Annotated in this window: 15 protein-coding genes; 12 read left to right on the plus strand and 3 right to left on the minus strand. The window is 62.5% G+C overall.

The window, feature by feature from the left end; genetic code table 11:
* The first annotated feature begins 64 nt into the window (after positions 1 to 64).
* Positions 65 to 1,558, plus strand: coding sequence for a DUF4331 domain-containing protein (locus ACR9Y2_RS24140; RefSeq protein ID WP_435044232.1), 1,494 nt, complete (start codon positions 65 to 67; stop codon positions 1,556 to 1,558).
* A gap of 78 nt (positions 1,559 to 1,636) precedes the next feature.
* Complete coding sequence (locus tag ACR9Y2_RS24145) at positions 1,637 to 2,863, plus strand: tetratricopeptide repeat protein (RefSeq protein ID WP_435044233.1); 1,227 nt, start codon at positions 1,637 to 1,639, stop codon at positions 2,861 to 2,863.
* Between the two features lie 84 nt (positions 2,864 to 2,947).
* Here ACR9Y2_RS24145 and ACR9Y2_RS24150 read toward each other — a convergent pair whose 3' ends face one another.
* Positions 2,948 to 5,329: a DPP IV N-terminal domain-containing protein gene (locus tag ACR9Y2_RS24150; protein WP_435044900.1), complete on the minus strand. Its 2,382-nt coding sequence runs from the start codon at positions 5,327 to 5,329 to the stop codon at positions 2,948 to 2,950.
* A 421-nt stretch (positions 5,330 to 5,750) separates the two neighbouring features.
* Between ACR9Y2_RS24150 and ACR9Y2_RS24155 the strand changes: the two genes are divergently transcribed.
* The 9 genes from ACR9Y2_RS24155 (at position 5,751) to ACR9Y2_RS24195 (ending at position 17,132) form a co-directional block, all read left to right on the plus strand.
* Positions 5,751 to 5,963, plus strand: coding sequence for a hypothetical protein (locus tag ACR9Y2_RS24155; RefSeq protein ID WP_435044235.1), 213 nt, complete (start codon positions 5,751 to 5,753; stop codon positions 5,961 to 5,963).
* Positions 5,964 to 6,013: 50 nt separating this feature from the next.
* On the plus strand, positions 6,014 to 7,714 hold the full coding sequence (locus tag ACR9Y2_RS24160) for an alpha/beta hydrolase family protein (protein WP_435044236.1): 1,701 nt from the start codon (positions 6,014 to 6,016) through the stop codon (positions 7,712 to 7,714).
* A gap of 30 nt (positions 7,715 to 7,744) precedes the next feature.
* Positions 7,745 to 10,501: a DUF2339 domain-containing protein gene (locus ACR9Y2_RS24165; RefSeq protein ID WP_435044237.1), complete on the plus strand. Its 2,757-nt coding sequence runs from the start codon at positions 7,745 to 7,747 to the stop codon at positions 10,499 to 10,501.
* Positions 10,498 to 11,283: a M48 family metallopeptidase gene (locus tag ACR9Y2_RS24170; protein WP_435044239.1), complete on the plus strand. Its 786-nt coding sequence runs from the start codon at positions 10,498 to 10,500 to the stop codon at positions 11,281 to 11,283. The genes ACR9Y2_RS24165 and ACR9Y2_RS24170 overlap by 4 nt, the downstream gene beginning before the upstream one ends.
* Before the next feature lie 187 nt (positions 11,284 to 11,470).
* Positions 11,471 to 12,379: a hypothetical protein gene (locus ACR9Y2_RS24175; protein ID WP_435044240.1), complete on the plus strand. Its 909-nt coding sequence runs from the start codon at positions 11,471 to 11,473 to the stop codon at positions 12,377 to 12,379.
* Between the two features lie 950 nt (positions 12,380 to 13,329).
* Positions 13,330 to 14,229 carry a M23 family metallopeptidase gene (locus tag ACR9Y2_RS24180; protein ID WP_435044241.1) on the plus strand — a complete coding sequence of 300 codons (900 nt, stop codon included), beginning with the start codon at positions 13,330 to 13,332 and terminating at the stop codon, positions 14,227 to 14,229.
* 41 nt (positions 14,230 to 14,270) lie between these two features.
* Entirely contained in the window at positions 14,271 to 15,338 is a 1,068-nt protein-coding gene (locus tag ACR9Y2_RS24185; RefSeq protein ID WP_435044242.1) for a DUF3500 domain-containing protein, read from the plus strand.
* Between the two features lie 5 nt (positions 15,339 to 15,343).
* On the plus strand, positions 15,344 to 16,432 hold the full coding sequence (locus ACR9Y2_RS24190; RefSeq protein WP_435044244.1) for a hypothetical protein: 1,089 nt from the start codon (positions 15,344 to 15,346) through the stop codon (positions 16,430 to 16,432).
* 64 nt (positions 16,433 to 16,496) lie between these two features.
* The gene (locus ACR9Y2_RS24195) at positions 16,497 to 17,132 is read left to right on the plus strand and encodes an HAD-IA family hydrolase (RefSeq protein WP_435044245.1); all 636 of its coding nucleotides are present in this window, start codon (positions 16,497 to 16,499) and stop codon (positions 17,130 to 17,132) included.
* Positions 17,133 to 17,197: 65 nt separating this feature from the next.
* On the opposite strand, the gene ACR9Y2_RS24200 is transcribed toward ACR9Y2_RS24195, so the two are convergent.
* Both ACR9Y2_RS24200 and ACR9Y2_RS24205 read right to left on the minus strand, forming a co-directional pair.
* A complete protein-coding gene (locus tag ACR9Y2_RS24200) occupies positions 17,198 to 18,007 on the minus strand; it encodes a S24 family peptidase (RefSeq protein ID WP_435044246.1) in 810 nt (269 codons plus the stop codon).
* A 20-nt stretch (positions 18,008 to 18,027) separates the two neighbouring features.
* Positions 18,028 to 19,080: a VWA domain-containing protein gene (locus ACR9Y2_RS24205; RefSeq protein WP_435044247.1), complete on the minus strand. Its 1,053-nt coding sequence runs from the start codon at positions 19,078 to 19,080 to the stop codon at positions 18,028 to 18,030.
* A gap of 269 nt (positions 19,081 to 19,349) precedes the next feature.
* Between ACR9Y2_RS24205 and ACR9Y2_RS24210 the strand changes: the two genes are divergently transcribed.
* Positions 19,350 to 21,710: a BACON domain-containing protein gene (locus ACR9Y2_RS24210; RefSeq protein ID WP_435044249.1), complete on the plus strand. Its 2,361-nt coding sequence runs from the start codon at positions 19,350 to 19,352 to the stop codon at positions 21,708 to 21,710.
* The last annotated feature ends 37 nt before the right edge of the window (positions 21,711 to 21,747 follow it).

A 21,747-nucleotide genomic window follows, 5' to 3' on the forward strand; every position in this document is an offset into this window, starting at 1 on the left:
TTGCCCCCTGCGTTGCCGTACCCACACATGAACATCGGCTTCACAATTCCGCGAGGAAACACTGATGATACTCAGATCAAAAACACTACGAACCACGCTCGCCATGCTCATGGCGACCCTCACCATCCAGCAGCCGGCGGTGTTCGCCGCCAGCCACCGCGAGGCGCCCATCACCGCCCTCGACCAGAAAGCCGATATCACGGACTGGTACACCTTCGTCAGCCCCGAACGGGCCGACAAGGTGGTCATGATCCTCAATGTCGACCCCTTCCTCGAGCCCTCCAACGGCCCCAACTACTTCCCCTTCGACCCCGGCATCCTTTACGAGATGAAGGTCGACAATAATCACGACGGCGTGCCCGACGTCACCTTCCAGATCCGCTTCAAAACCGAAATCCGCGCCCCTGGCGTATTCACCGGCTTTGTCGGAAACCTGGCGGGCATTCCGGCCATCACCGCCCTCGACGGCGCTGGTTCGGAAGGCTTCAATCTCCGCCAGAGCTACACCGTCACGATGGTCACCAAGTCCGGCTCCCAGGAACTCACCGCCGGTATGAACACCTATGCCGTACCCGCCAATGTCGGCCCCAAAACCATGCCCGACTACAACGGCCTCCGCGCCCAGGGCGTCTACAGCCTCAGCCAGGGCGTACGCGCCTTCGCCGGCACCGTCGCCGATCCCTTCTACATCGACCTCGGCGGCTTCTTCGACTCAGTTAACCTGCGCAAAGCGGCCGGCGGCGGCGTTCTCCCCGCCATGGCCGAAGGCGACGATCAGCACAACTACGCACCCAACGCCCTGGCCGGCTTCGACGTGAATACCATCGCCCTGGAAATACCCATCAGCCTGCTTACCAGTGACGGCAAAGCCCATCCCGCCGGGGACAAGGAAGCCGTCATCGGCACCTACGGCACCACCTCCCGCCACAAGACCACGGTGATGGGTGATCCGGGCACCGAAACCTGGGCCCAGGTTCAGCGCCTCGGCAATCCGCTCATCAACGAAGCCATCATCGGCACCGGCTCGAAGGACAAGTTCAGCATGGACGATCCCATCAACGACGCCCAGTTCGCCAGCTTCGTCCTCGATCCCCTGGCCGCCAAGATCCTCGGCAGCATTGGTGTTCCGGTGGCGCCCGCTCCGCGCACAGACCTGCTGCTGCTCGTGCAGTACGCCGCGCCCATCTGCCCCGGCTGCGCCGCTTCCGACGCCGGCCCCGTGGCCGATCTGCTGCGCCTCAACACCGGCATCCGCCCCACAGCGGTCACCCAGCAGAAGCGGCTCGGCTTCCTGGCCGGCGATCTCTCGGGCTTCCCCAATGGGCGCCGCCTGGGTGACGACGTGCTCGACATCGCGCTGCGGGCCGTCGCTGGCATTCTCGTCGATGGCAAGAAGTACGGCACCCCGCTGGGCGATGGCGTGAACACCGGCACCGCGCCGCTGCAGCCGTCGTTCCCCTTCATGGCCCCCGCCTACAGCGGCCGCGACAGCGTGCATGCCGGCCCCGGCCAGCCCGGCTGCGCCTACTACGAGAGCGGCATCTGTCCCAGCCTCTAGCACTTGAATCGGGGCGGGCTCAACCGGGCCCGTCCCATCCCATGACCCTGATCGCCAGTTCGATAGTTGGACGCCTCCATGAATAAAACACTCTTCGCTTCCCTCGCCCTCATTGCCACGCTGGCGCTCGCGGGCACTCCGGCGGAAAACGCCATCCAGAAGGCGCAGGCCGGTCTCAAGGCCCACCCGAACCACGTGCCCTACTTGAACAGTCTCGCCATGGCCTACGCCCGCCGGGCCCGCGAAACCTCGGACGTCGACTACTACGCGAAGGCCGAAGCGACCCTCAAGCAGTCACTGGCGGTGTCGCCCGCCAACTTCGAGGCATTGAAGGTCGAAGCCTGGCTCCAACTCGGCCGGCACGACTTTGCACAGGCTCTGGAAACCGCTACGCGGCTGAACAAGCAAATGCCCGACGACGTGACCGTCTACGGCTATCTGGTGGACGCCAACGTCGAACTCGGCAACTACGCCGACGCCATCAAGGCGGCCCAGTGGATGCTCAACCTGAAACCTGGCAATGTCGCCGGCCTGACTCGCGCTGCCTACTTGCGCGAACTTCACGGACGCCTGCCCGGCGCCATGCAGTTGATGCAGTCCGCTTACGACTCCACACCCTTCTCGGAGACAGAGGACCGCGCCTGGCTGCTCACCCAGATGTCCCATCTCAGCTTTATCAACGGCGATCTGGCCCAGGCGGAGATGTTCTCGATCGGCGCCCTCGGCATCTTCCCCAACTACCACTACGCGCAGGCCGCACTCGCCCGCGTCCGCGGAGCGCAGAACCGTCACGAGGAAGCGGCCGCCCTCCTGCAGAAGCGCTACGAAGCCGCGCCCCATGCCGAGAATCAGTACGCCTGGGCTGAGGAACTCGCCCTTGCCGGCCGCAACGACGAAGCGGCTAAAGCGTTTGCCGAATTTGAGCGCAAGTCCCTGGCGGAATCCATGCTCGGCGACAACTCCAACCACGAGCTGATCAGCTACTACATCGACCACGCCAAACAGCCGGCCAAAGCACTGGAAATTGCGAAGCGCGAGATCGTCCGCCGCCAGGATGTGTTCACCCGCGACTGCTATGCCTGGGCCCTGGCCGCCAATGGCGAATATGAGAAAGCCGAGGCCGAAATCCAAAAGACCCTGCAGATTGGCGTGAAGGACCCCAGGGTTCTCTATCACGCCGGCGCCATCGCCCATCACCTGAACAGGCCTGAGCAGGCCGCGTTCTACCTGAAGGACGCGGCGGCCCGGAACTCCTCGGAGGCCGCCGCGCTGCTTCGGGTCCAGTCCCAAACCGCCGCTCGTTAGGTCTGGACGCAAATCGGGCCGGCTCTGCCAGTTGGACTCTCGTACATTGCGAGTCTCCAGCCAGCGGGCCGGCCCGATCTGCGTTTACTGCTGTTCCGCTGCGCCGCTCATCATTGGCGCGCCAAACCCACGGCCCGCCGCCGGAGGATGCAGTTCATACTCCTTGGGCGGTTCGGCCCCCATCAGCCACTTCACAAAGTAATCCCACCGCCGGCGGATCATGTACGGCTCCGACGCAAAGCCATGTCCGCGATTCGGCAACATCAGCAGGTCGAAGTCCTTGTTCGCCTTGATCAGCGCGTCCACCACCAACAACGTATTGTTCGGCGGAACATTGCTGTCCATCGTGCCGTGAGCCAGCAGCAGCTTGCCCTTCAGGTTCTTCGCGTGATTCTGGTTCGCCTGGTCGTCGTAGTTGGTCGTGCCGTCGGCATTCTTTACCAACAGCCCGTGCCACTTCTCGGCCCAGTCGTCTTCATACACCCGGTTGTCGTGGTTGCCCGCTTCCGAGATGCCCACCTTAAAGAAATCGGGATAGCGGAACATCGCATCGGCCGTCGCGAAACCGCCGCCCGAATGGCCCCAGATGCCGGCCTTGTCGATGTCGATCCACGGGTACTTCGCGGCCAGTTCCTTCATCCCCGCGATCTGGTCGGGCAGCGTGTTGTCGCCCATGTTCGCGTAGTAAAACTCATGGAACTTCTTCGACCGTCCGGGATTCCCCATACCGTCAATCTGCACCACCACGAAGCCCAGTTCCGCCAGCGCCTGCGTGTCGCCGCGCGTCGGCTGGAACGACCGGCCGCCGACACTGCCGCCCTGTGGTCCCGGGTAGATCTGGTTGATGATCGGATACTTCTTCTTCGCATCGAAGTTCAGCGGCCGGAACATCAGGCCGTACAGGTCCGTCACTCCATCGCGCGCCTTCACCGTGATCGGGATCGCCGGCTTCCAGCCCGTTTCCACCAGTTTCGAGATGTCCGCCTTCTCCAACGTGCTAATCAACTTGCCATCGGAGTCCCGCAGCACGGCCACCGGCGCCACATCCGGCTTCGAATAACTGTCCACGAAATACGCGCCATCCGGCGACAACGTGATCTCGTGGTTCGCATCCTCAGGCGTCAACAGCTTCATGCCCTTGCCATCAAACCCGATGCGGTAGAAGTGCGTGAAATACGGGTCGCGCCCCTTCTCCTTGCCGACGCCCAGGAAATACAGCAGCCGGTTCTTCTCATCCACGCGCAGCAATTGCGTGACGTTACCTTCGCCCTTTGTAATCTGATGCTTCAGCTTGCCCGTGGCCATGTCGTGCAGGTACAACTGACCCCAGTTGTCTCGTTCCGAGAACCAGATCATCTCGTTTGACCCGCGCAGGAAGCGCCAGTTCACGCGGCCCGCGCCGGACTCGAAGAACGTGTCGACCTTCTCTTCCAACACCTCGCCGATCTCGCCGCTGGCCGCATCCGCCAGCCGCAGGTTCTCCTGCTTGTGGTCGCGCGAAGTCGAGACGAACGCCACCTGCCGGCTGTCCGGACTCCACTCCACATCGGCCCATTCGCCGCCCCGGCACGAAATGTCGTCGCACAGCGTCGAGCGGTGCTGGTCGGCCGCCATCTTCAGCCGCACCACTTTGGGTGGATCCACCTCAATCACCACGCGGTGAATCATCGCCACCGTCGTGTCGCCCGGCAACGGATACTTCCACGCCTGGAGCGTCGGATGGCCCACCTTGGTATCGACCAGGTACATCTCCCCCACTCCGCGCTGATCCTGCTGGAATGTGGCAATGCGCTTCGAATCCGGCGACCACAGCAGGATCGGCCGGTCGCTCTTGGTCCAACCCGCATTGTCCGTGGCGTAGCCGAAATCCTTTACGCCGTCAGTCGTCAGTGGCGTCTCTTTGCCCGTGGCCACGTCGCGCATCCACAGGTTGTAATCGCGGATAAACGCGGTCTTCATCTTGTCCGGCGAAATCACGTCGTTGCGAGCTCCGCGCATCCCACGTGGTCCGCCGCCGCCTGCCGCCGCTCCGGCTTCCGCAGTACACGCCGTGCCCTGCACATCACACCGGAACCGGCGGGGCCGCGCCGCATTGGGACGCCCGCCTTCCGCCCCGGCGCCACCCGGCATGACGGTGAAGCTCAGGCTCTTGCCGTCAGACGAAAGCTCGAAATCAGTGAACGGCAGATGTAGCGCGTCATACTTTGTACCCGCGGCGTCAGACAGCGTGGCCGCCAGTTTCTCATGGTCGAACGCCGGCGCCTTTGTACCTGTGGCCGCTGTCACCATCACAAACTGGCTGCCGTCCGGGCGCACGTCCCGATACCAGAACTTGTCGTTGCCGGCCCACGTTGCCCGCACATTCGCATGAAACACCAGCGGAGTGGTGTTGTAGTTCATCATCTTCTCGGCCCGCGCATAGTCGGCGGCCGTCAGTGCAGGCACCTGTGCCGGTGCCGGAGCCATCGCGGCACAGGCCGCGGCAGCGAAAACTCGTAGTGTGATCAAGTGAAGACGCCCTGGCATTCCATTCCTTCCCGAAGTGAGCGGCAATCATTCCATTCTAGTGCGCCCAGCTGGACTTTCTTCTTGGCGTATGCGGCCTTGCCCGTAGTTACAACCTGCTCTCAATCGGGCATCGCGCCCTGCCGCGTCAGTCCTCGAATCACGCCCCACCCTGGAACAACTATCGAACGACTTGATTTTTGTTAACCCAACTCAAATAATTGTTCCAGTCCCATCGTCCGGGACTCTAGAAAGTAGGAGCCTACCGATGGTTTGTCCGGCGTGCCGGAGTGGCCGAATGATCCGGCAACGGAGAACGCTTTCCGAGAGATTCAGGTTCGCGGCAATCTACATTTGCCTCGACTGCAAGCAGACTCACAAGGTGGCGCTCCGGCGGCGCTATCCCATGCTCTCTCTTCACGTCTGCTGCCCCCGCTGCGGTACTCGAGACCTGCGGGTGTTCTCCAAAATCGACCGCATCGAAGGCCTGTACAACAACCCCTTGAGTCGCATTCAGCAGCTCTTCGGAGCCACTCTCTGGTACTGCCCGTGGTGCCGTCTGCAGTTCTTCGACTGCCGCAAACTGCGGCGCTGACCCTGCCGCGGGATGCGATACCATGAATGCCTCGGAGGAGGTTCCCGTCCATGCGGCCACTGCTTTTTGTGCTCGCGTCCGTCCTGATTGCGTCCGCTGCCGACCGTCGGAATCTGGAGTGTCCCAATACTGACACTCACGTCACCTTTCAGGCGCCGGCCAGCCTCGAAAAATGGGAACAGCGGAAACAGCAACTCCGCCTCCAGATCCTCTCCGCCGCCGGCCTGCTGCCCCTGCCCGCGAAAACCCCTCTCCAACCCCTCGTCTACGATCGCCTCGATCGGGACGGCTATTCCATCGAGAAGGTGGCCATCGAGACCCGGCCCGGCTACTGGTTGGGCGGAAATCTCTACCGGCCCAAGGGAAAAGCGGGAAAATTCCCCGCCGTTTTGCATCCCCACGGCCACTGGAATTATGGCCGCCTGGAAAATCAGCAGCTCTGTTCCACCCCAACCCTGGCGATTAATCTCGCCCGCCATGGGTTCGTTGTCTTTGCGTACGACATGGTCGGCTATAACGACACCGCCCAGACCACGCACGACTTCAGTTCACCCGAGTACCAGCTCTGGGGCTTCACACCGCTCGGCCTGCAACTCTGGAACTCCATCCGGGCGCTCGACTTTGTCGCCTCGCTGCCCGACGTGGATGCCGCCAAACTCGCCGTCACCGGTGCTTCCGGCGGAGGCACCCAGGATTTCCTCCTGACCGCCGTCGACCCCCGCGTCGCCGTCTCGGCCCCCGTCAACATGGTCTCCGGCATCATGCAGGGCGGCTGTGTCTGTGAAAACGCGCCCGGCCTGCGTGTCGGTACAAACAATATCGAGATTGCGGCCATGACCGCTCCGCGCCCCATGCTCATGGTAGCCGCCACCGGCGACTGGACCCGCAACGTGCCCCGCGAAGAGTTTCCCGCCGTCCGGAAACTATACGAGCTGTACGGTAAAGCGAATCTGGTAGAAAACGTCCAGTTCGACGCGCCCCACAATTACAACAAGGACAGCCGCCAGGCCGTTTACAGCTTCCTGCGCAAACACTTACGGCCCGAAGAGCCCGAGTTCCAGGAGAAAGGCGTCAACGTCGAATCCCTCCAGGATATGCTCGTCTTCTACGGACGTAGCAGGCCGGATCATGCCCGTTCCTTCAGCCAGCTCTTCGACGAATGGAAAGCCGAGGCGGCCAAAATGCAGCAGTCCGCCACGCCGGCCGAATTGAAGCAGCGCCTGGCTCTCCTCTTCGAAGCGGCCGGACCGTCGCCGGCTCTGGGCGATCCCATTCCGTACAAGTTCGTCGATGGCAAGGGACCCGCTGTTCTCTATCTCCATCCGGACGGCATCGCCGCCGCGGAAGCCAGCCCCCACTTTCAAAAACTGAAGGCGGATGGGCGCGCCATCCTGCTCATCGACGCGTTCCAGACCGGCTCTGCCAAGGCTGCGCGCGACCGCTCGCACCGCCATTTCCTCACCTTCAACCGCAGTGACTCCGCCGCCCGCGTCCAGGACGTCCAGGCTGCCCTGCACTGGCTGGGGGCCAAACGGCCAGCCGAAACACTGGAAGTCGCGGCCGAACGCGACGCCCAGTGGTGGGCTCTGTTCGGGGCGGCCACCACGACGGTTCCGGTGCGCTTCAACGTCGCTCCGATCGCCTTTAAGGTGTCTGACGAAGATCTCGCTAAGGTCTTCTTCGTACCCGGCTTACAGCGCGCCGGCGGGGTCGAAGCTGCGGCGAAAATTTTGAAAGTCAGCGGCCGCTGACGGCATTCCCTGCTTTGAGGTGCCAATTCCGTGGAATGGGTATTCATCTTTGGGCTGGCGTTCGTGCTCTGGATGAGCCGCCGCCGTGTATCCCGCCTGGAAGAACTGATCGCCGAACTGACCTCCCGGGTCTATCTGCTGGAGCAGCGGCCCGCACCACAGCCGGAGCCCGTTGCCGCTCCTGTCCCGCCGCCCGTACCGGCCGCGCCGCCGCCGGCTCCCGTCTTCGAGCCGGAAGTATCTGTAGCAGAAGAGGTTGCAGCTAAAACAACACCTGTCGTTCAGGCCCCAGCGCCCGAGCCGCCGTTCATTCCACCCGCACCGCAACCGGTCTTCGTACTGGAGCCGCAACCCACGCTTTCCGACCGCCTGCGTGAGCTGGTCGGCGACGACGAATGGGAGTCGCTGGTCGGCGGTAGCCTGCTGAACAAACTGGGCGCTTTCGTCCTGGTCATCGGCTTGGTGCTGTTTCTCGGTTACTCGTTCACCCAGATGGGTCCAGCCGCCCGCGTCGCAGTCTCCCTCGCCGTCAGCGGCGGACTGCTCGCCGCCGGCTTCTTTGTCGAGCGCAACCAGCGCTACCGCGTCTTTGCCTGGGGCTTGTTAGGCGCCGGGTGGGCCAGTTTATATGCCACCACTTACGCGATGTTTGCGGTCGACGCCGCGCGGGTCATCTACAACGACACCCTCGGCGCCATGCTGCTGATGGCCGTCGCCGGCGCCATGATCGCGCATTCCCTGCGCTATCAAAGCCAGACGGTCACCGCCATCGCCGCCGCCAGCGCCTATGGAGCCCTGGCCCTCTCGCCCTCGAAACAGTTCGGCGTCGGCGCGCTGATCCCGCTCTCCGCCGCACTGCTTTATCTGGCCGACCGCCTGCGCTGGCATGCCATCGGCGTCCTCGGCGTTGCAGCCACTTACGGCATCATCATCGCCCACGGTGACCAGGGCTCGCCTCTCTTCACCACCCAGGCGTTCCTGTTCAGCCTGTGGTTGATTTTCGAAGCCTTCGATATGGTGCAGTTGCGGTCTGAGGATCCGCGCCCCGCCTACGCTTCTTTTATCTTTCCCATCAATGCGTTAGGTTTCCTGCTTCTCTCCGCCGCCAAGTGGGAGAAGGTCGATCCGGTGCATCTGCCGCACTTTCTGGCGGCCGCCGCGCTGCTCTATCTCGGTGACTCACTGCTGCGCGGGCGGATGCGGTCGAATGCCTATCAGTACTCCATCGTCCTGGCTTCCGCGCTGGCCGCATTAGCGGTCGTCCGTTACGCCGGCGGAGCCTGGGGCAGCGTGATGCTGGCGGTGGAAGCCGAACTCCTCTTCCTGGCCGCCTGGCGCTGGCGCCTGCGGTTCCTGGAATGGCTGGCCGCCATCGTCTTTGGCGGCGCGCTGCTTCGTATGCTTTGGGCCGCCGCCGACTCTTCCGCGCTCATTACCTGGGCCGGTCTCACTTTCCATAACTGGACCCCCGCCGCGATCCTCATGGCGGTCATCGCCTACACCAACCGGGACCTGCGAACTGTCCCGATTCCTTACGGTTACGCCGGTTCCGCCCTGGTTCAACTGGTCCTCGGGGCCGAGACCCCGAAACGCTGGCTCGGCTTGGTGTGGACCACCTGGACCGCCATCCTGCTGGAACTCAGCTTCTGGCGCAAAGCCTCCGATTTCCGCCGCCAGGCCTACTTCGCCTGGATCCTGGCCGTACTCGCCGTCGCGTTCAGCCTCTTCGACCACTTCAGCCGCCCGGCCGCCGTCAGCGAATGGGTTTCCCTCGCCGGCGCCTCCGCGCTGGGCTATTGGATGGCGCTCCGGCTGTGGACGAGGGAAGGGAAGCTCTGGCTCAGCAGCCAGGCCGCTCTCGCCGCCACCACTTTCGCCTTAACGGTTTCGTGGCTCCAGTTGCCCGATGTGGCGGTCGCGCTGGCCTGGTCGGCGCTCGCCGTACTGCTGGTCGAGGCCGGGTTCCGCTTTGACCACAATCAGTTACGGATGATCGGACACGCCGTGGGCGTGGCCGCCTTCACGCGCCTCTTCTTCGCGAATTTCACCAATACCGGGTCCACTGGCGGCCTGTCGCATCGACTGATCAGCGTGCTGCCGGTTTCCGGCTCGTTCCTCTATCTGTACCGGCGGAGCAGGGAAGACGGCTGGCCCTGGCTGCGAGCCCATTTGTGGATGGCCACCGCCGCCATCGCGATCCTCATGCGGTTTGAAATGGGGCACGTCTTCACGGTGGTCGGCTGGTCTCTGTTCGGCCTGATTCTGCTGGTGTTAGGCCGGAAGTTCGAGTCAGAGGACTGGTGCTGGCAGAGCTACACCTTGGCCCTGATGGCCGCGGTCCGCTGCATGGCATCGAACTTTGACGATCCGCAAAGCTTCGCCGGCCTGCCAGGCAGGTTGCTGACCGCCGGCATTGTCATCGCGGCGCTGTATGCCCAGGAGTTTCTGGCGCCGCGCGAAGAGCGTCCCCGGACCTACTACAGCCTGTTGGGCAGCCTGCTGCTGGCGGCGCTGCTCTATCGCGAAGTCTCGGGCAGCGGGCTCACCGTCGCCTGGGGCTTACAGGGCGTCCTGCTTCTGGCGGCCGGCTTCCCGGCCAGCGAGCGCATCCTGCGCCTGACCGGCCTTGTCCTGCTGCTGAGCTGCATCCTGAAGCTATTTATCTATGACTTACGGAATCTGGAGACGTTGCCCAGGATTCTCTCCTTCATCGCCTTGGGCGTCATCCTCCTCGGAGTTTCGTGGGTCTATACCCGCTTCCGTGAGCGGCTGAGGAATCTGCTATGAGCGACCGCATTCTGCTGCTGATCACCATGGGCGCCCTGGCGCTGTCCGGCATTCTGGTCCGCGCCGGCAAGATTGATGACAAACAGGACTTGGAGTCGGTCGCCACTCTTTGGAGCGACCTGTTCTCCGACGCCGCCCGGACCAGCGGTGCCCTCGTCCACGTTTCGATCGCTGAAGAGACCGCATTGGGGAACCGCCTGGCGGCCGGCGCCTATAGCGTTTGGGGCGAAGAAAGCACAGGCCTTCCGCGCGTCGCGGGCATCACCGCCAACTTGAGCCAGCACGTCCGGCGGCCCATGACGTATACGGCGCATATCGTTTCCGGCTCCGCGATCAATGCCTTCTCGCTGCCGGGCGGGCACATCTACGTCACTTCCGGGCTGCTCGGTTTCGTTCAGACCGACGACGAACTGGCCGGCGTGCTCGGCCACGAGATGGCGCATGTTGATCTGAAGCACTGCCTGGATCAACACCGCTACGAGGCCGCCCTGTCCGGGCACCGCATTCCAGATGCAGGAGTACTGCTCGACTTGGTGCGGCAGGCCGCAGCCGTCACGTACAGCCAGCAGCAGGAGTTCGACGCCGATACACGTGGCGCCTATCTCGCTGCCTTGGCCGGTTACAACGCCAAACAGATGCCTGGTGTCTTCCGCCGACTTGATCAGTTAACGCGCACCAATCCCAGGCGAGGGTTCATTCGCCCTTATTTCGAGTCGCACCCCAGTTCCGCTGTGCGGGCCGCCCGCTTGGCGGAGGCGGTCGCACAACCGGTAGGCCGCTAGATTCATTCGCACCTCGTCCGGATTCGGACTCAGATGTAATTCTTTCCGGCCCTTTCCGACAGGTCCTACTCATCTGGTAAATCTTACTTGACCTTCGCCCTAGTCTACCCGTCGTAAGCTGTTGAAAAAAAACACGCGTTGGATTTGGCCAGGCAGATGCATTGTTAAGCGTGAAGGCAAGCACCACATGAGCAGTGAAAACGTGACTACGAATGTGACCGGTGAAGGCAACGACGAATCGAAAGGCCGCAGCTTCCCTTGGGCCATCGCCGTTTTGGGCGTGGGTCTGGCTGCCAGCCTGGGTGTCGGGGCCTACCAGCACATGAATCTGGTGAACACGCGAATGCAGACCGCCGCGCTGGAGCGCGAGGTGGCAACGCTACGCCAGACGTTGAACTCGTCGGACCTGAACATGACGCAGACGCTGAGCGCACTGCGGACCGAACTGGATTCCACGCGGAAAGAAACCGCGTCGAGCACGGAAAAGGCCAAAGAGTTGGCTCGCCGGCAGGCAGAGGCCATCGCGGCCCGCGTGACGAACAAACTGTCACAACGGCAGGATGAGCACCAGAAAGTGCTGGCCGAGGAATTGGATCAGATCAAGTCGCGGGCTGATCAAGCGACCGCCCGGCTGACGGATATCACCACCGAAGTGGGCTCCGTTCGCACGGATGTGGCTTCTACCCGCTCTGACTTGGACCGTACTGTAGCTGAACTCCACCGCACCACCGGTGACATGGGTGTGATGAGTGGATTGATCGCCACGAACGGCAAAGAGCTCTCGGCGCTACGCGAACTGGGCGAGCGCGAGTACTTCGAGTTTACGTTGACGAAGACGTCGGCCCCCCAACGGGTAGGCGACATCCTGGTGCAGCTCAAGAAGGCTGATTTCAAGCGCAACCGCTTCACCATGGAGATCGTGGCTGACGACAAGAAGGTTGAAAAGAAAGACAAGAATATCAACGAACCAGTCCAATTCTATGTGGTCTCGAAGGCACGCCAGCCGTACGAGCTGGTGGTGAACGAGGTCCGGAAAGATCAGGTTATCGGCTATCTGGCCACCCCAAAAGTAAAAGTGGCGGGCCGGAAGCTGTAAGGGTGCATCGATGACGAGGCGATCAAAAGTGTGTCAGGTTCTGTCACTCAGCCTGGCACTGGCTCCCGGGCTCGGCGCGGCCACCGCGCGGAGGGGATGGAGCCTGACGCCTGCCATCAAGGTGCGGGGCGCGCTATCGGAGGGCTGCCCGAGGAGCCAGGCAATGGTACCCCGGGCAGCACGCGCCACGCGGCTGCTGTCATCCAAACGATATTTGACGACCTTCCCCGCAGCGAAGGATTTATCGAATCATCCGGTGCGAATCCGAGGCCGCATCGGGTGCGGAGTAACGGCACCCTCCTCCAGCCGTTTACTCCATGCTCCTTGGCATTCCCCGTCCTACTCCCCTCGTCTCGAGACGGCCGAAGACTTGACCGATCTTCGACCAAGCCGTGGCGGGGCGGACGGGGAAGCCATGGAGGTCGATAACTCCGCGATTGCAAACGAATGGAAGGTGGAACCGAACCAGGCGAATCCCTATTCCCCTATTCAGTTCCTTAAGCCTTCCCTTCTTCCCTAGCCCGGCGATCCCCAATCGCCGTTCCGGCGGGCCGCGCCCACACGGCCCGCCGCATTTTTTCTGTTCCTTCGCCTGCCCCTCTTCCTTCGCCGCTCCACCCCACGCTCATTTTGGATGAAGATCTCCTAATTGCCCCTTGGCTCTGTCAGGTCTGTGTCTAGTATTCGTCTATCTACTACTGGATAAGTTGATTTATTTGCAGCAAGATGCAGCAAAAAATGAAAGGACCGGCGGGTTGGATTGACACGCCCGACACACTGCCTGACCACATTTGAAACCTTGACAGCCCCAGTTTTGATTGTTACCGTAAGGTTTGCGTTTCGGCGCTGTATTACGCCGTACGCGAAGGCGGGCTCTTGCAGTTCGCTTTGGCTTTCAGATCGGAAAGACAAATCGAACCAGACCGCAGCCTCGTTTTTGAACGCAAGTTATGAATCAGCCCTACTTCATCGTAGTTCTGGCTCACTCCCTCCATGGGCGTCTCCGCCGATTCCAAATCGACCAGAAGGTGATCTTTGCTGTCCTGGGCTTGGCCCTGTTGGGCGGTTTCACTCTCTTCGGGATGGTCTCGAGTTACCTGCGGATGGCATGGAAAGTGGGCAACTATAATAGCCTGCGGGAAGAGACCGAGTTCCTGAGGGCGCGTTATCAGAAACTGCTGACCGAAGCCAACCAGACGAACGAACAGATGGCGCGTTTGCAGATGTTCGCTTCGGAAGTCTCCGTCGCCTACGGTCTGAACAAGCGCGTCGATGCCGCGCCCGACAGCAGCCTGGCCGCGGTTGGCCAGATGCCGCTGATGCCCACCCTGCGCGACACACTGGAAGAGTACAACCGGCTGAAGACCGCTTCGCTGGGCACGGGCGGACGCCTGACAAGCCGGCGCTGGCTGGTGAATACCACGCCGGGCCTCTGGCCTGTCATGGGCCGCCTGCTGAGCAGCTTCGGCACCCGCCAGGATCCGTTCTTCTCCCACCAGGCCTTCCATACCGGTGTCGATATCTCTTCGCCCCAGGGTACGCCTGTCCATGTGGCGGCTGACGGCATCGTCACTGAAGCCAGTTGGGGCGGCGCCTACGGAAAACTGATCGTGGTCGATCACGGCAACGGACTCCAGACCTATTACGCGCACCTCTCCCGCATTGATGTGATTCCGAACCAGGAAGTAAGGATGGGTCAGGTCATCGGAGGAACCGGCATGACCGGCCGCGCGACCGCACCGCATCTGCACTATGAAGTACGGCGTGGCGGCGCTCCGGTGAATCCGCACTACTACCTGGAAAAGTCCGCGCTGGCCACGTCCAACGCTTCGCGCGATTTCGCCTTCTAGGATTCCGCCCTACATCCGCCCGAGTCGTGTAGAATCGTCCCATGCGTTTCTGGGCCGCGATTCCCCTTTTCCTCGTGGCGTCCATGCTGTGGGCGCACGACGAACATGACCACGCCTTGCCGCGAATGGTCGCTACCGCAAAGAATTTCCTGGCTTCCCTCACCGCTGAACAGCGGGCCAGCGTGGTGTTCCCGTTCGAGGACGATGAGCGCTTTTTCTGGCACTACATCCCGAGCGCCGACATCCCGCAGCGCTACAATCGCCCCCGCAAGGGGCTCACCCTCTCGGAGATGACGTCGCACCAGAAAGCGCTGGCTTCCGCGTTGCTCAGCGCCGGGCTCAGCCAGCAGGGCTTCATCAAGACCACCACCATCATGAGCCTGGAAGACATCCTGCGCATTATGGAAAAGGACACAGCCGGCCGCCGCAACCCGGAGCGCTACCACTTCAGCATCTTCGGCGAACCTTCGGCCGAGGGCACCTGGGCCTACCGCATCGAAGGACACCATGTCAGCCTGCATTTCACTGTGGTGAAGGGCAAAGCGACGGGCAACCCCACCTTCCTGGGTTCGAATCCGGGCGAGGTGAAGGAAGGCCCACGAGCCGGGCTGCGCGTCCTGGGTGCGGAAGAAGACAAGGGCAGGGCATTGATGACCGCCCTGACACCCGAGCAGCGGAAGGTGGCCTTGGTAGCCGAGAAGGCTTACGCCGACATTCTGACCGAACGCAGCCGCAAGGCCGCCCTGGCCGGACAGCCCAGCGGCCTGCTGCAGTCCAAAATGACCCCGGCCCAGCGTAAGTTGCTGGCAGTGTTGATCGATGAGTACATCGAAAACCTGCCTGGCGAACTGGCCGAGCAGCGCCGGCAGCGGGTCAAAGAGGCCGGGCTGAATGTCTACTTCGCCTGGGCGGGCGTGATCGAGAAGGGCGGACCGCACTACTACCGGATCCAGTCACCCACCTTCCTGATCGAATATGACAACACCCAAAACAACGCCAATCACATCCATAGTGTATGGCGGGATTTCGAGGACGATTTCGGCGTGGACCTGCTGAAGGAGCACTACACTTCGACCCCGAAAGAGCACGGCCACGATTCGCGCAAGTAAGCGGCGTGGAACCCTGCGGCCTGCCTGCTAAAATCCTGGATATGGAGCAGTCGCGGCGATCCTTTCTGGCTGGCGTGGCCGTCGCTTCGCAGGAGTGGGTCCGCTACCAGGATCCTTCCACTGAGTTCGATGTCCGCCGCCTGACCAGTCCGGAGCATGAGAGCACGCTCTCTCCGCTGCCGGCGCGCTGCGTCGACCGCCGCAGCCGCACGCTGCTCTTTTCCGCGCGCTCGGAAGACAAGTGGGCTCCGTATGTCATTGAATTGTCGAACGGCCAGATCAAACCGCTGGCCGTGGTGGAAGAGTATGCGCCGGATTCCCTGACGTTTTCATCCGACGACCGCTCGGCCTTGTTCTTCAGTGGAACCAAGCTGGTTTCCATCCAGGTGAACAACCAGCACCGGACGGAACTGGCGGAAATCAGGGAAGGTTGGACCCGTTCCGGGCCCGTGATTTCGACCGAGGACGGGCAATCCCTGTTCTTTGTGGAAAAGCGCGAAGGACAGGCGAATATCCGTCGCCTGCGACAGCCCAAAGGCAGCCCGGAGACCGCGGTGGAGGTGCGAGGCACGGCCCTGGAAGTGACCCCGAACCCGAAGCGGGCCATGCTGTTATGGCTGAATGAGGCTGGGGAGCTCTGGGTAGCTGCCTTTGACGGAGCGGGCCAGCGGCGGGTGGAGACTCCCGCCGGGCGGGTGCTGCAGGCGTTCTGGTCGCCCGACGGGCAAGCCGTGCAGTATCTGCTGGAACCGGCCGAATCCAACCAGTTGATCGCCATCCGGGAACAGGTGCTGGATGCCCGGACGGACACTTTGATCGCCAAAACCAGCCAGTTCGTGGTCTTCGCCCGCAACGCCAACTCGAGCGTCTTCGTCGGGGCCAGCCGCAGCAAGGCATCTCCCAATATTTTGTTGCTGTTGCGTGCCACGAGGAGAGAATTTACTTTATGCGAGCACAAGGCCAAGGATCCGGCCTTGGCCGAGCCTTTCTTCAGCGCCAACAGCCAGCGGATTTTCTTCCAAAGTGACCGCCACGGCAAGATGGCGATCTACATGATGAACGTGGAGAAGCTGATCGAGAAGACGGATTCATAGCGTCAGGGTCCGGGCCTGCGATAATGGAGATTGAGCCCCGGTTCAGGGGCCCATCCCATTTCCCATGACCTACGATTGTGATGCAATACTCTTCGACCTCGACGGTACACTTGTCGATTCCCATCTGGTGGTGGTTCGTTACTGGCAGCGCTTCGCCGATCAGCACGGCATTGACGTGAACCGGATCCTGGCCGTCTCGCACGGCCGCCGCACGGCCGAAACCATCCACATGTTTGCGCCGGAGATCGACGCCACCGCCGCGGCGCTGGAATTCAACCGGGCCGAGGAGCTCGACACGGATGGCGTGGTGCCGATTCCGGCTGCTGCCGCCCTGCTTGCCGGGTTGCCCCGTGAAAGCTGGACGATTGTCACCTCCTGCCCCCGTAAGCTGGCTGAGGTCCGCCTGCAGGCGGCAGGATTGCCCGTGCCGGCCGGGATGGTGACCTCAGAGGAGGTGGTGAACGGCAAGCCGGACCCGTATTGCTTCCTGCTGGGCGCCGAACGGCTGGGTGTGCCTCCCGAGCGCTGCCTGGTATTCGAGGACGCGCCGGCGGGGGTGCAGGCAGGCCGGGCGGCCGGGATGCAGGTGATCCAGATAGGGGTGGATATTCCGGACTACAGCAGGCTGCGGATCAGTTTGCCCGGCCGAACCGGCCGCGGCCTGAGTGTTGCCTACGGCGCGGCTGCCCTCCAAGCGTGAAGACGGCCAGTCGCAACTCGCCTGGGTGCTGACTTAGGCGAGAGTGCTGCTGCTGGTGAGCCGCATCAGGCGACGGGGTCTTCCAACACGCTGATAAATTGGGCGATGGTGACCCAGCGGTCCTCTTCCCGCAGTGCCCAACTGGAGAAGCCGGGGTTTTCGGGCTGCATGCGGATGCTGGCGTGGCTCCAGCCTTCGGCCGTCACTTGCTTTGTACTTTCATAGCGTTTCAGCGTGAACTCGCCGCCTTCGTCCATGGTGGCGATGCGCTGAACGATGAAGATGCCGCCCTTGCGCGAGCCGCCATAGTAGGAGCGGAAGACGCAAATGGAGCCATCCGGGATCTCCGGTTCCATGGAGCGGCCGTGAATCCGGACCAGAAAGAGGTCGTCGGAGAGCCCGCGGCGGCCGGGCACTTCGGCTTCGATCCATTCCCTGGCTCCGGCGGCCCGATCCTGACCCAGACCGCCGGCGGCCAGGTCGATGGGGATCAGCGGCAGGTGCGTCTGGAAGCGATGGACGGTCGAGTGGACATAGCGGCGGTAGAGAGCCTGGGCCGTGCGCTCCAGGTCGAGGCAGAGGGCCTGCGCGGGCGGTTCCACGCTGAGTGTGTTGGAGAGGTTCCCGTCGATCCAGTTCAGGAACGCGTCCGTGCCTAACTCCTGTTGTTTCAGGGGCAGATCCTCGGCGAGAGCCTGCAGGACCTCGGCCTCTTCGGGGGCGAAATCGTCCCAGTCGCGGCGGAAGCGCATGGCGCAGGCTCCGGATTGGGGATCCGTTACGACGACACCGCAATTCTCGCCCAAGGCCTGGAACACGCGGTATTCCGCGGTGTGGGTCTCCAGCGGGGCGGTGGTGTCGGATGGCAGCGACATGGAAGAAGTCTTATCGGTCGTTAGGGGGCAAAAGGATAATAACCTTCTCGCGCTCTGACCTTCACATTGGCCAGATTTACCCTGACTTCGATTTTACGGAATTTCTTGGCCACATCGGTATTGTCCGGCGTATACCTCAGGATGTACTGGGTAGTAATTTCGCCGGCCGTGGCCGAGATGGCGTTGACGATGCCGCGCATGATGGCGGCCGCGTAGCCGCCGGTGCCGACTTTGTAAGCGAAGTTGCCTTCGTCCGAAGGGGTGGAGAGGTAGCCGGAGACGTCGGAGTACAGGTTTTCCAGAGGATACACCACGCGGCCGCCGGAGGACTCGCACAGCCGCTTCAGGTTCGGCTCGCCGTCATTGCGGAAGCCGAAGGCCACTGTGGAGACGCCGTAGATGGTCACCAGATTGCGCTGGGCGATTTCCACCACTTCGTCCAGGGTCTTTTTGCTGTTGTTGTCGTGGCCGTCGCCCACGATGACAATGACCCGGCGCGGCTCAATGGGCTCGCCCTTGACCAGCGTACGGCTGGTGCACGACTGGTAGACGGCATCGAACAGGGCAGCGCCGCCGCCTGGCTTCGTTTTGCGGAACCGGTCGAGGATCTTTTCCGGATCGTCGGTCGTATTCATGAGCAGTTCGGCTTCGGTGGAATAGCCGATCAGGTAGCCCGAAAAGCGCGGGTCCGGCTTGCCGTCCGGCTCCATCGTGGCGAGCACGAGATCCTGGATGGCTTCCTTGAACTTGTCCCAATGCAGGCGGTTGGAGTTGGAGAGGTCGACCAGGAAACCGATGACCACGGGCTGATTGCGTTCGCGCGTGAAATAGGTAATTTTCTGAACTTTGCCTTCGTCGCGCAGTTCAAAGTCCTTCAGGTCCAGATCGCGCACGAAGCGGCCTTTGTCGTCGGTCACCGTCACGGGTACGATGACTTCGCTGACGCCCGATTTGAAGGCCTCGGCCGAGGTGACCTGTGGCGGCTGCGCGGTGTGAGGCGCGGGCTGCTGGGCCGCGGCGGAAGAGAGCGCGAGTGCGGTGCCCCCCAGAATGACTTGCCTGCGTGAGTACATGAGTGATTCTGACCTTGATTATAAGGGGACGCGGCGCCTTGCTGCGGCGTTTCTTTCCGGACGGCCGGCCTCCACGTGTGGCAGGGTGTCCGAAAGGGAGGCTGGCGTTGCGGCTTCCCCATGCCGAAGGACAGGGAGTAGCCCGTCTTGTGTCCGGATGAAGGATTACCCCCTTTGCGGTGTACCATGTCCTGAACCTATGATGACTATGCGGGCGGGCCGACGGTTTGTAGAACGCGGTCCGGTCAGGCACACGGAGACTGAAAGTCATGAAACTCGCAACTGTTTTGCTGCTCAGTGGTTGCCTCTCGCTGGCCCACGCGCAGAACCCCTATCTTTTCTTTGCGCCACAATCGGCGAACCTGAATGCGGATGCCGGGACCGGCGCCAAGGTGAATACCACGGTGCGGATGATCAATACCGGTCCGGGGTTCAACTATTCCGTCCAGGGTAATCAGGGGTGGCTGGAGGTATTTCCTACCAGCGGAGCAGTCGCGGCGGGCGGCACGGTCGACTTCCTGGTCACGTGCAATCCGGTCCAGATGCAGACGGGGTCCTATTCGGGCAAGGTGACGATCACGCCCTCGGCCAGCACCGGGCAGTTGTCGACGTCCTTCGATGTTTTCTTCACGGTGAAGGGCATCGCCTTCCTGTTGACTCCGGCCAGCCTCGACCTGACGCTGGGGCCGGAGTCTTCGACCACTTCGAGTTTCAACATCGCCAACTCCGACGGCACTGTGCGCGAGATCCAGATCACGCCCTATACGACGGATGGAGCGAACTGGCTTTCCACCACCAACCCGTCGCCCATCCTCTCGCCGATCACGGTGGGGGTTCGTGTGAATTCCTCTGGCTTTGATATCGGCACCGTGCTGACCGGGGAATTGCGGATCTCGGCTCCATCGCTGTCGGGCGTCACTGGCGTTGTGCCAGTGAAGGTAACCGTGGTGGACCAGCCGCCAGGCTTCACCGTCGTGCCGTCGCAGTTGACTTTCTATGCGTTCGGCACACTGGCGGCGCCGCCGCAGCCGGTACAGGTGGTGGCCAACGGTGGCCGCCTGGCCTACTTCGACGTCACGGAAGTGGTGCCGTCGCCGGACCTCACGGTTTCGATCAATCGCGGCCTGACCCCCTCGACATTCTCCGTACAGATGGACACTTTGGCGGCGGTGCAGTTGCCGCGCGATGACAGTCTTCTGATTACGCCTACCGACACTACGCCGGTGGTGCAGTTGCCGGTCCGCACGCAACTGGAACCCGCCCGGGTCTACTCATTGCCGCAGGTAGCGGACGGCGGCGATTTCAAGACATCCATCACGCTGGTGAACAACGATACGACGCCGGCCTATGTGACCGTGAAGTTCTATAAGTCGGAGCCCACCACGCATGCCACGGTGGCCTGGAACCCGCCCATCGAGAACAACGACAAGGTGGAGAACGTCGTCATCCAGCCGAATGCGAGCTGGTCCGTACAGACGGCCGCCACGGATGCGGCGACCTCCTCCGGCTGGGCCGAAGTGATCTGCAGAGAGAAGATCAGCGGCGTGGCGGTCTATCGCCAGTCGCGGCCCGACGGCCGTTTCCAGGAAGCGGCGGTCCCGCTGAACTCCACGCTGATGCAGCGCAGCCTGTTGCCGTTCGACAACGCCAGCGGGTTTGTTTCGGCCATGGCGATTGCCAATGTCAGTACGACCGAGACGGCCAAGGTGCGCGTGGCGTTCCGTGACGAATTGGGACGCATCATCAAGGTCGACCGGCTGCCGGACATCCCGGCGCGCGGCCACTATGCGTTTGCCCTGTCCTCGCTGTGGCCGTACCTGGCCGACAAGCGTGGCACGGCGGATCTGTGGATCACCTCGGGCCAGATTTCGCTGCTGGGCCTGCGCTTCAACCCCACGGGCGCGTTCACCTCGTTCGAGGCGCAGACTTTCAACCGGTACACGCGCGGCAAGCGGTCTTTGCCGCAGATTGCCGATGGCGGCGACTCGGCCACATCGTTCCGCACCAGCATTACGCTGGTGAACAACGACGCGACCCAGGCGACCGTGAACCTGCGCTTCTGGCGCGACACAGGCAGCAATACGGCCGCGGCCTGGCCGCTGACGTTCCTGAATGGCGTGGATCCCACCAACGTGACGATCGCGCCGGGCGCCTCGGTCACCCTGGAAACAGCCGGCACCAGCCCCACCGTGCAGAGCGGCTGGGCTGAGATCCTCAGCGGCCAGTGGGTGACCGGATTCGCCGTCTTCAAGCAGATTGTGCCCGGCCGGCCCGACCAGGAGGCCGCGGTGCCGATCAACGTGGCGACACCTGGACGGACGATCATGCCGTTCGACAACACGGGCGGTTTCACCACCACGGTGGCGGTCGCCAACATGAGCGGCGATGTCGCTTCGGTGGTGAACTTCACGTTCCGCGACCTGCAGGGCCAGCGCATCGTCCAGGTGCAATTGCCCGAGATTCCGCCCAACGGCCATGCCGCCTTCCGGTTGATCGATCTCAATGGGATCGTGGACGGGAAGAAGGGCAGCCTGGAGATCTCGTCGCTGGCGGGTGAAATGACGGTGATGGGGCTGCGTTTCGCCAGCAGCGGCGCCTACACCAGCTTCAAAGCCAATTCGCTGCAGTAGCTGAAAAGGAAAAGGGCCGCCGGGAACGGATTGCGTT

Origin of the sequence: Paludibaculum fermentans (genome assembly GCF_051172195.1) — a bacterium.
In the GTDB taxonomy this organism is placed as follows: domain Bacteria; phylum Acidobacteriota; class Terriglobia; order Bryobacterales; family Bryobacteraceae; genus Paludibaculum; species Paludibaculum fermentans_A.

Excerpts from the sequence above, each read along its gene's own strand:
- ACR9Y2_RS24140 (WP_435044232.1), top strand. The coding sequence starts at position 65 with ATGATACTCAGATCAAAAACACTACGAACCACGCTCGCCATGCTCATG.
- ACR9Y2_RS24145 (WP_435044233.1), top strand. The coding sequence starts at position 1,637 with ATGAATAAAACACTCTTCGCTTCCCTCGCCCTCATTGCCACGCTGGCG.
- ACR9Y2_RS24150 (WP_435044900.1), bottom strand. The coding sequence starts at position 5,329 with ATGGCTCCGGCACCGGCACAGGTGCCTGCACTGACGGCCGCCGACTAT.
- ACR9Y2_RS24160 (WP_435044236.1), top strand. The coding sequence starts at position 6,014 with ATGCGGCCACTGCTTTTTGTGCTCGCGTCCGTCCTGATTGCGTCCGCT.
- ACR9Y2_RS24170 (WP_435044239.1), top strand. The coding sequence starts at position 10,498 with ATGAGCGACCGCATTCTGCTGCTGATCACCATGGGCGCCCTGGCGCTG.
- ACR9Y2_RS24175 (WP_435044240.1), top strand. The coding sequence starts at position 11,471 with ATGAGCAGTGAAAACGTGACTACGAATGTGACCGGTGAAGGCAACGAC.
- ACR9Y2_RS24180 (WP_435044241.1), top strand. The coding sequence starts at position 13,330 with ATGAATCAGCCCTACTTCATCGTAGTTCTGGCTCACTCCCTCCATGGG.
- ACR9Y2_RS24185 (WP_435044242.1), top strand. The coding sequence starts at position 14,271 with ATGCGTTTCTGGGCCGCGATTCCCCTTTTCCTCGTGGCGTCCATGCTG.
- ACR9Y2_RS24195 (WP_435044245.1), top strand. The coding sequence starts at position 16,497 with ATGACCTACGATTGTGATGCAATACTCTTCGACCTCGACGGTACACTT.
- ACR9Y2_RS24200 (WP_435044246.1), bottom strand. The coding sequence starts at position 18,007 with ATGTCGCTGCCATCCGACACCACCGCCCCGCTGGAGACCCACACCGCG.
- ACR9Y2_RS24205 (WP_435044247.1), bottom strand. The coding sequence starts at position 19,080 with ATGTACTCACGCAGGCAAGTCATTCTGGGGGGCACCGCACTCGCGCTC.
- ACR9Y2_RS24210 (WP_435044249.1), top strand. The coding sequence starts at position 19,350 with ATGAAACTCGCAACTGTTTTGCTGCTCAGTGGTTGCCTCTCGCTGGCC.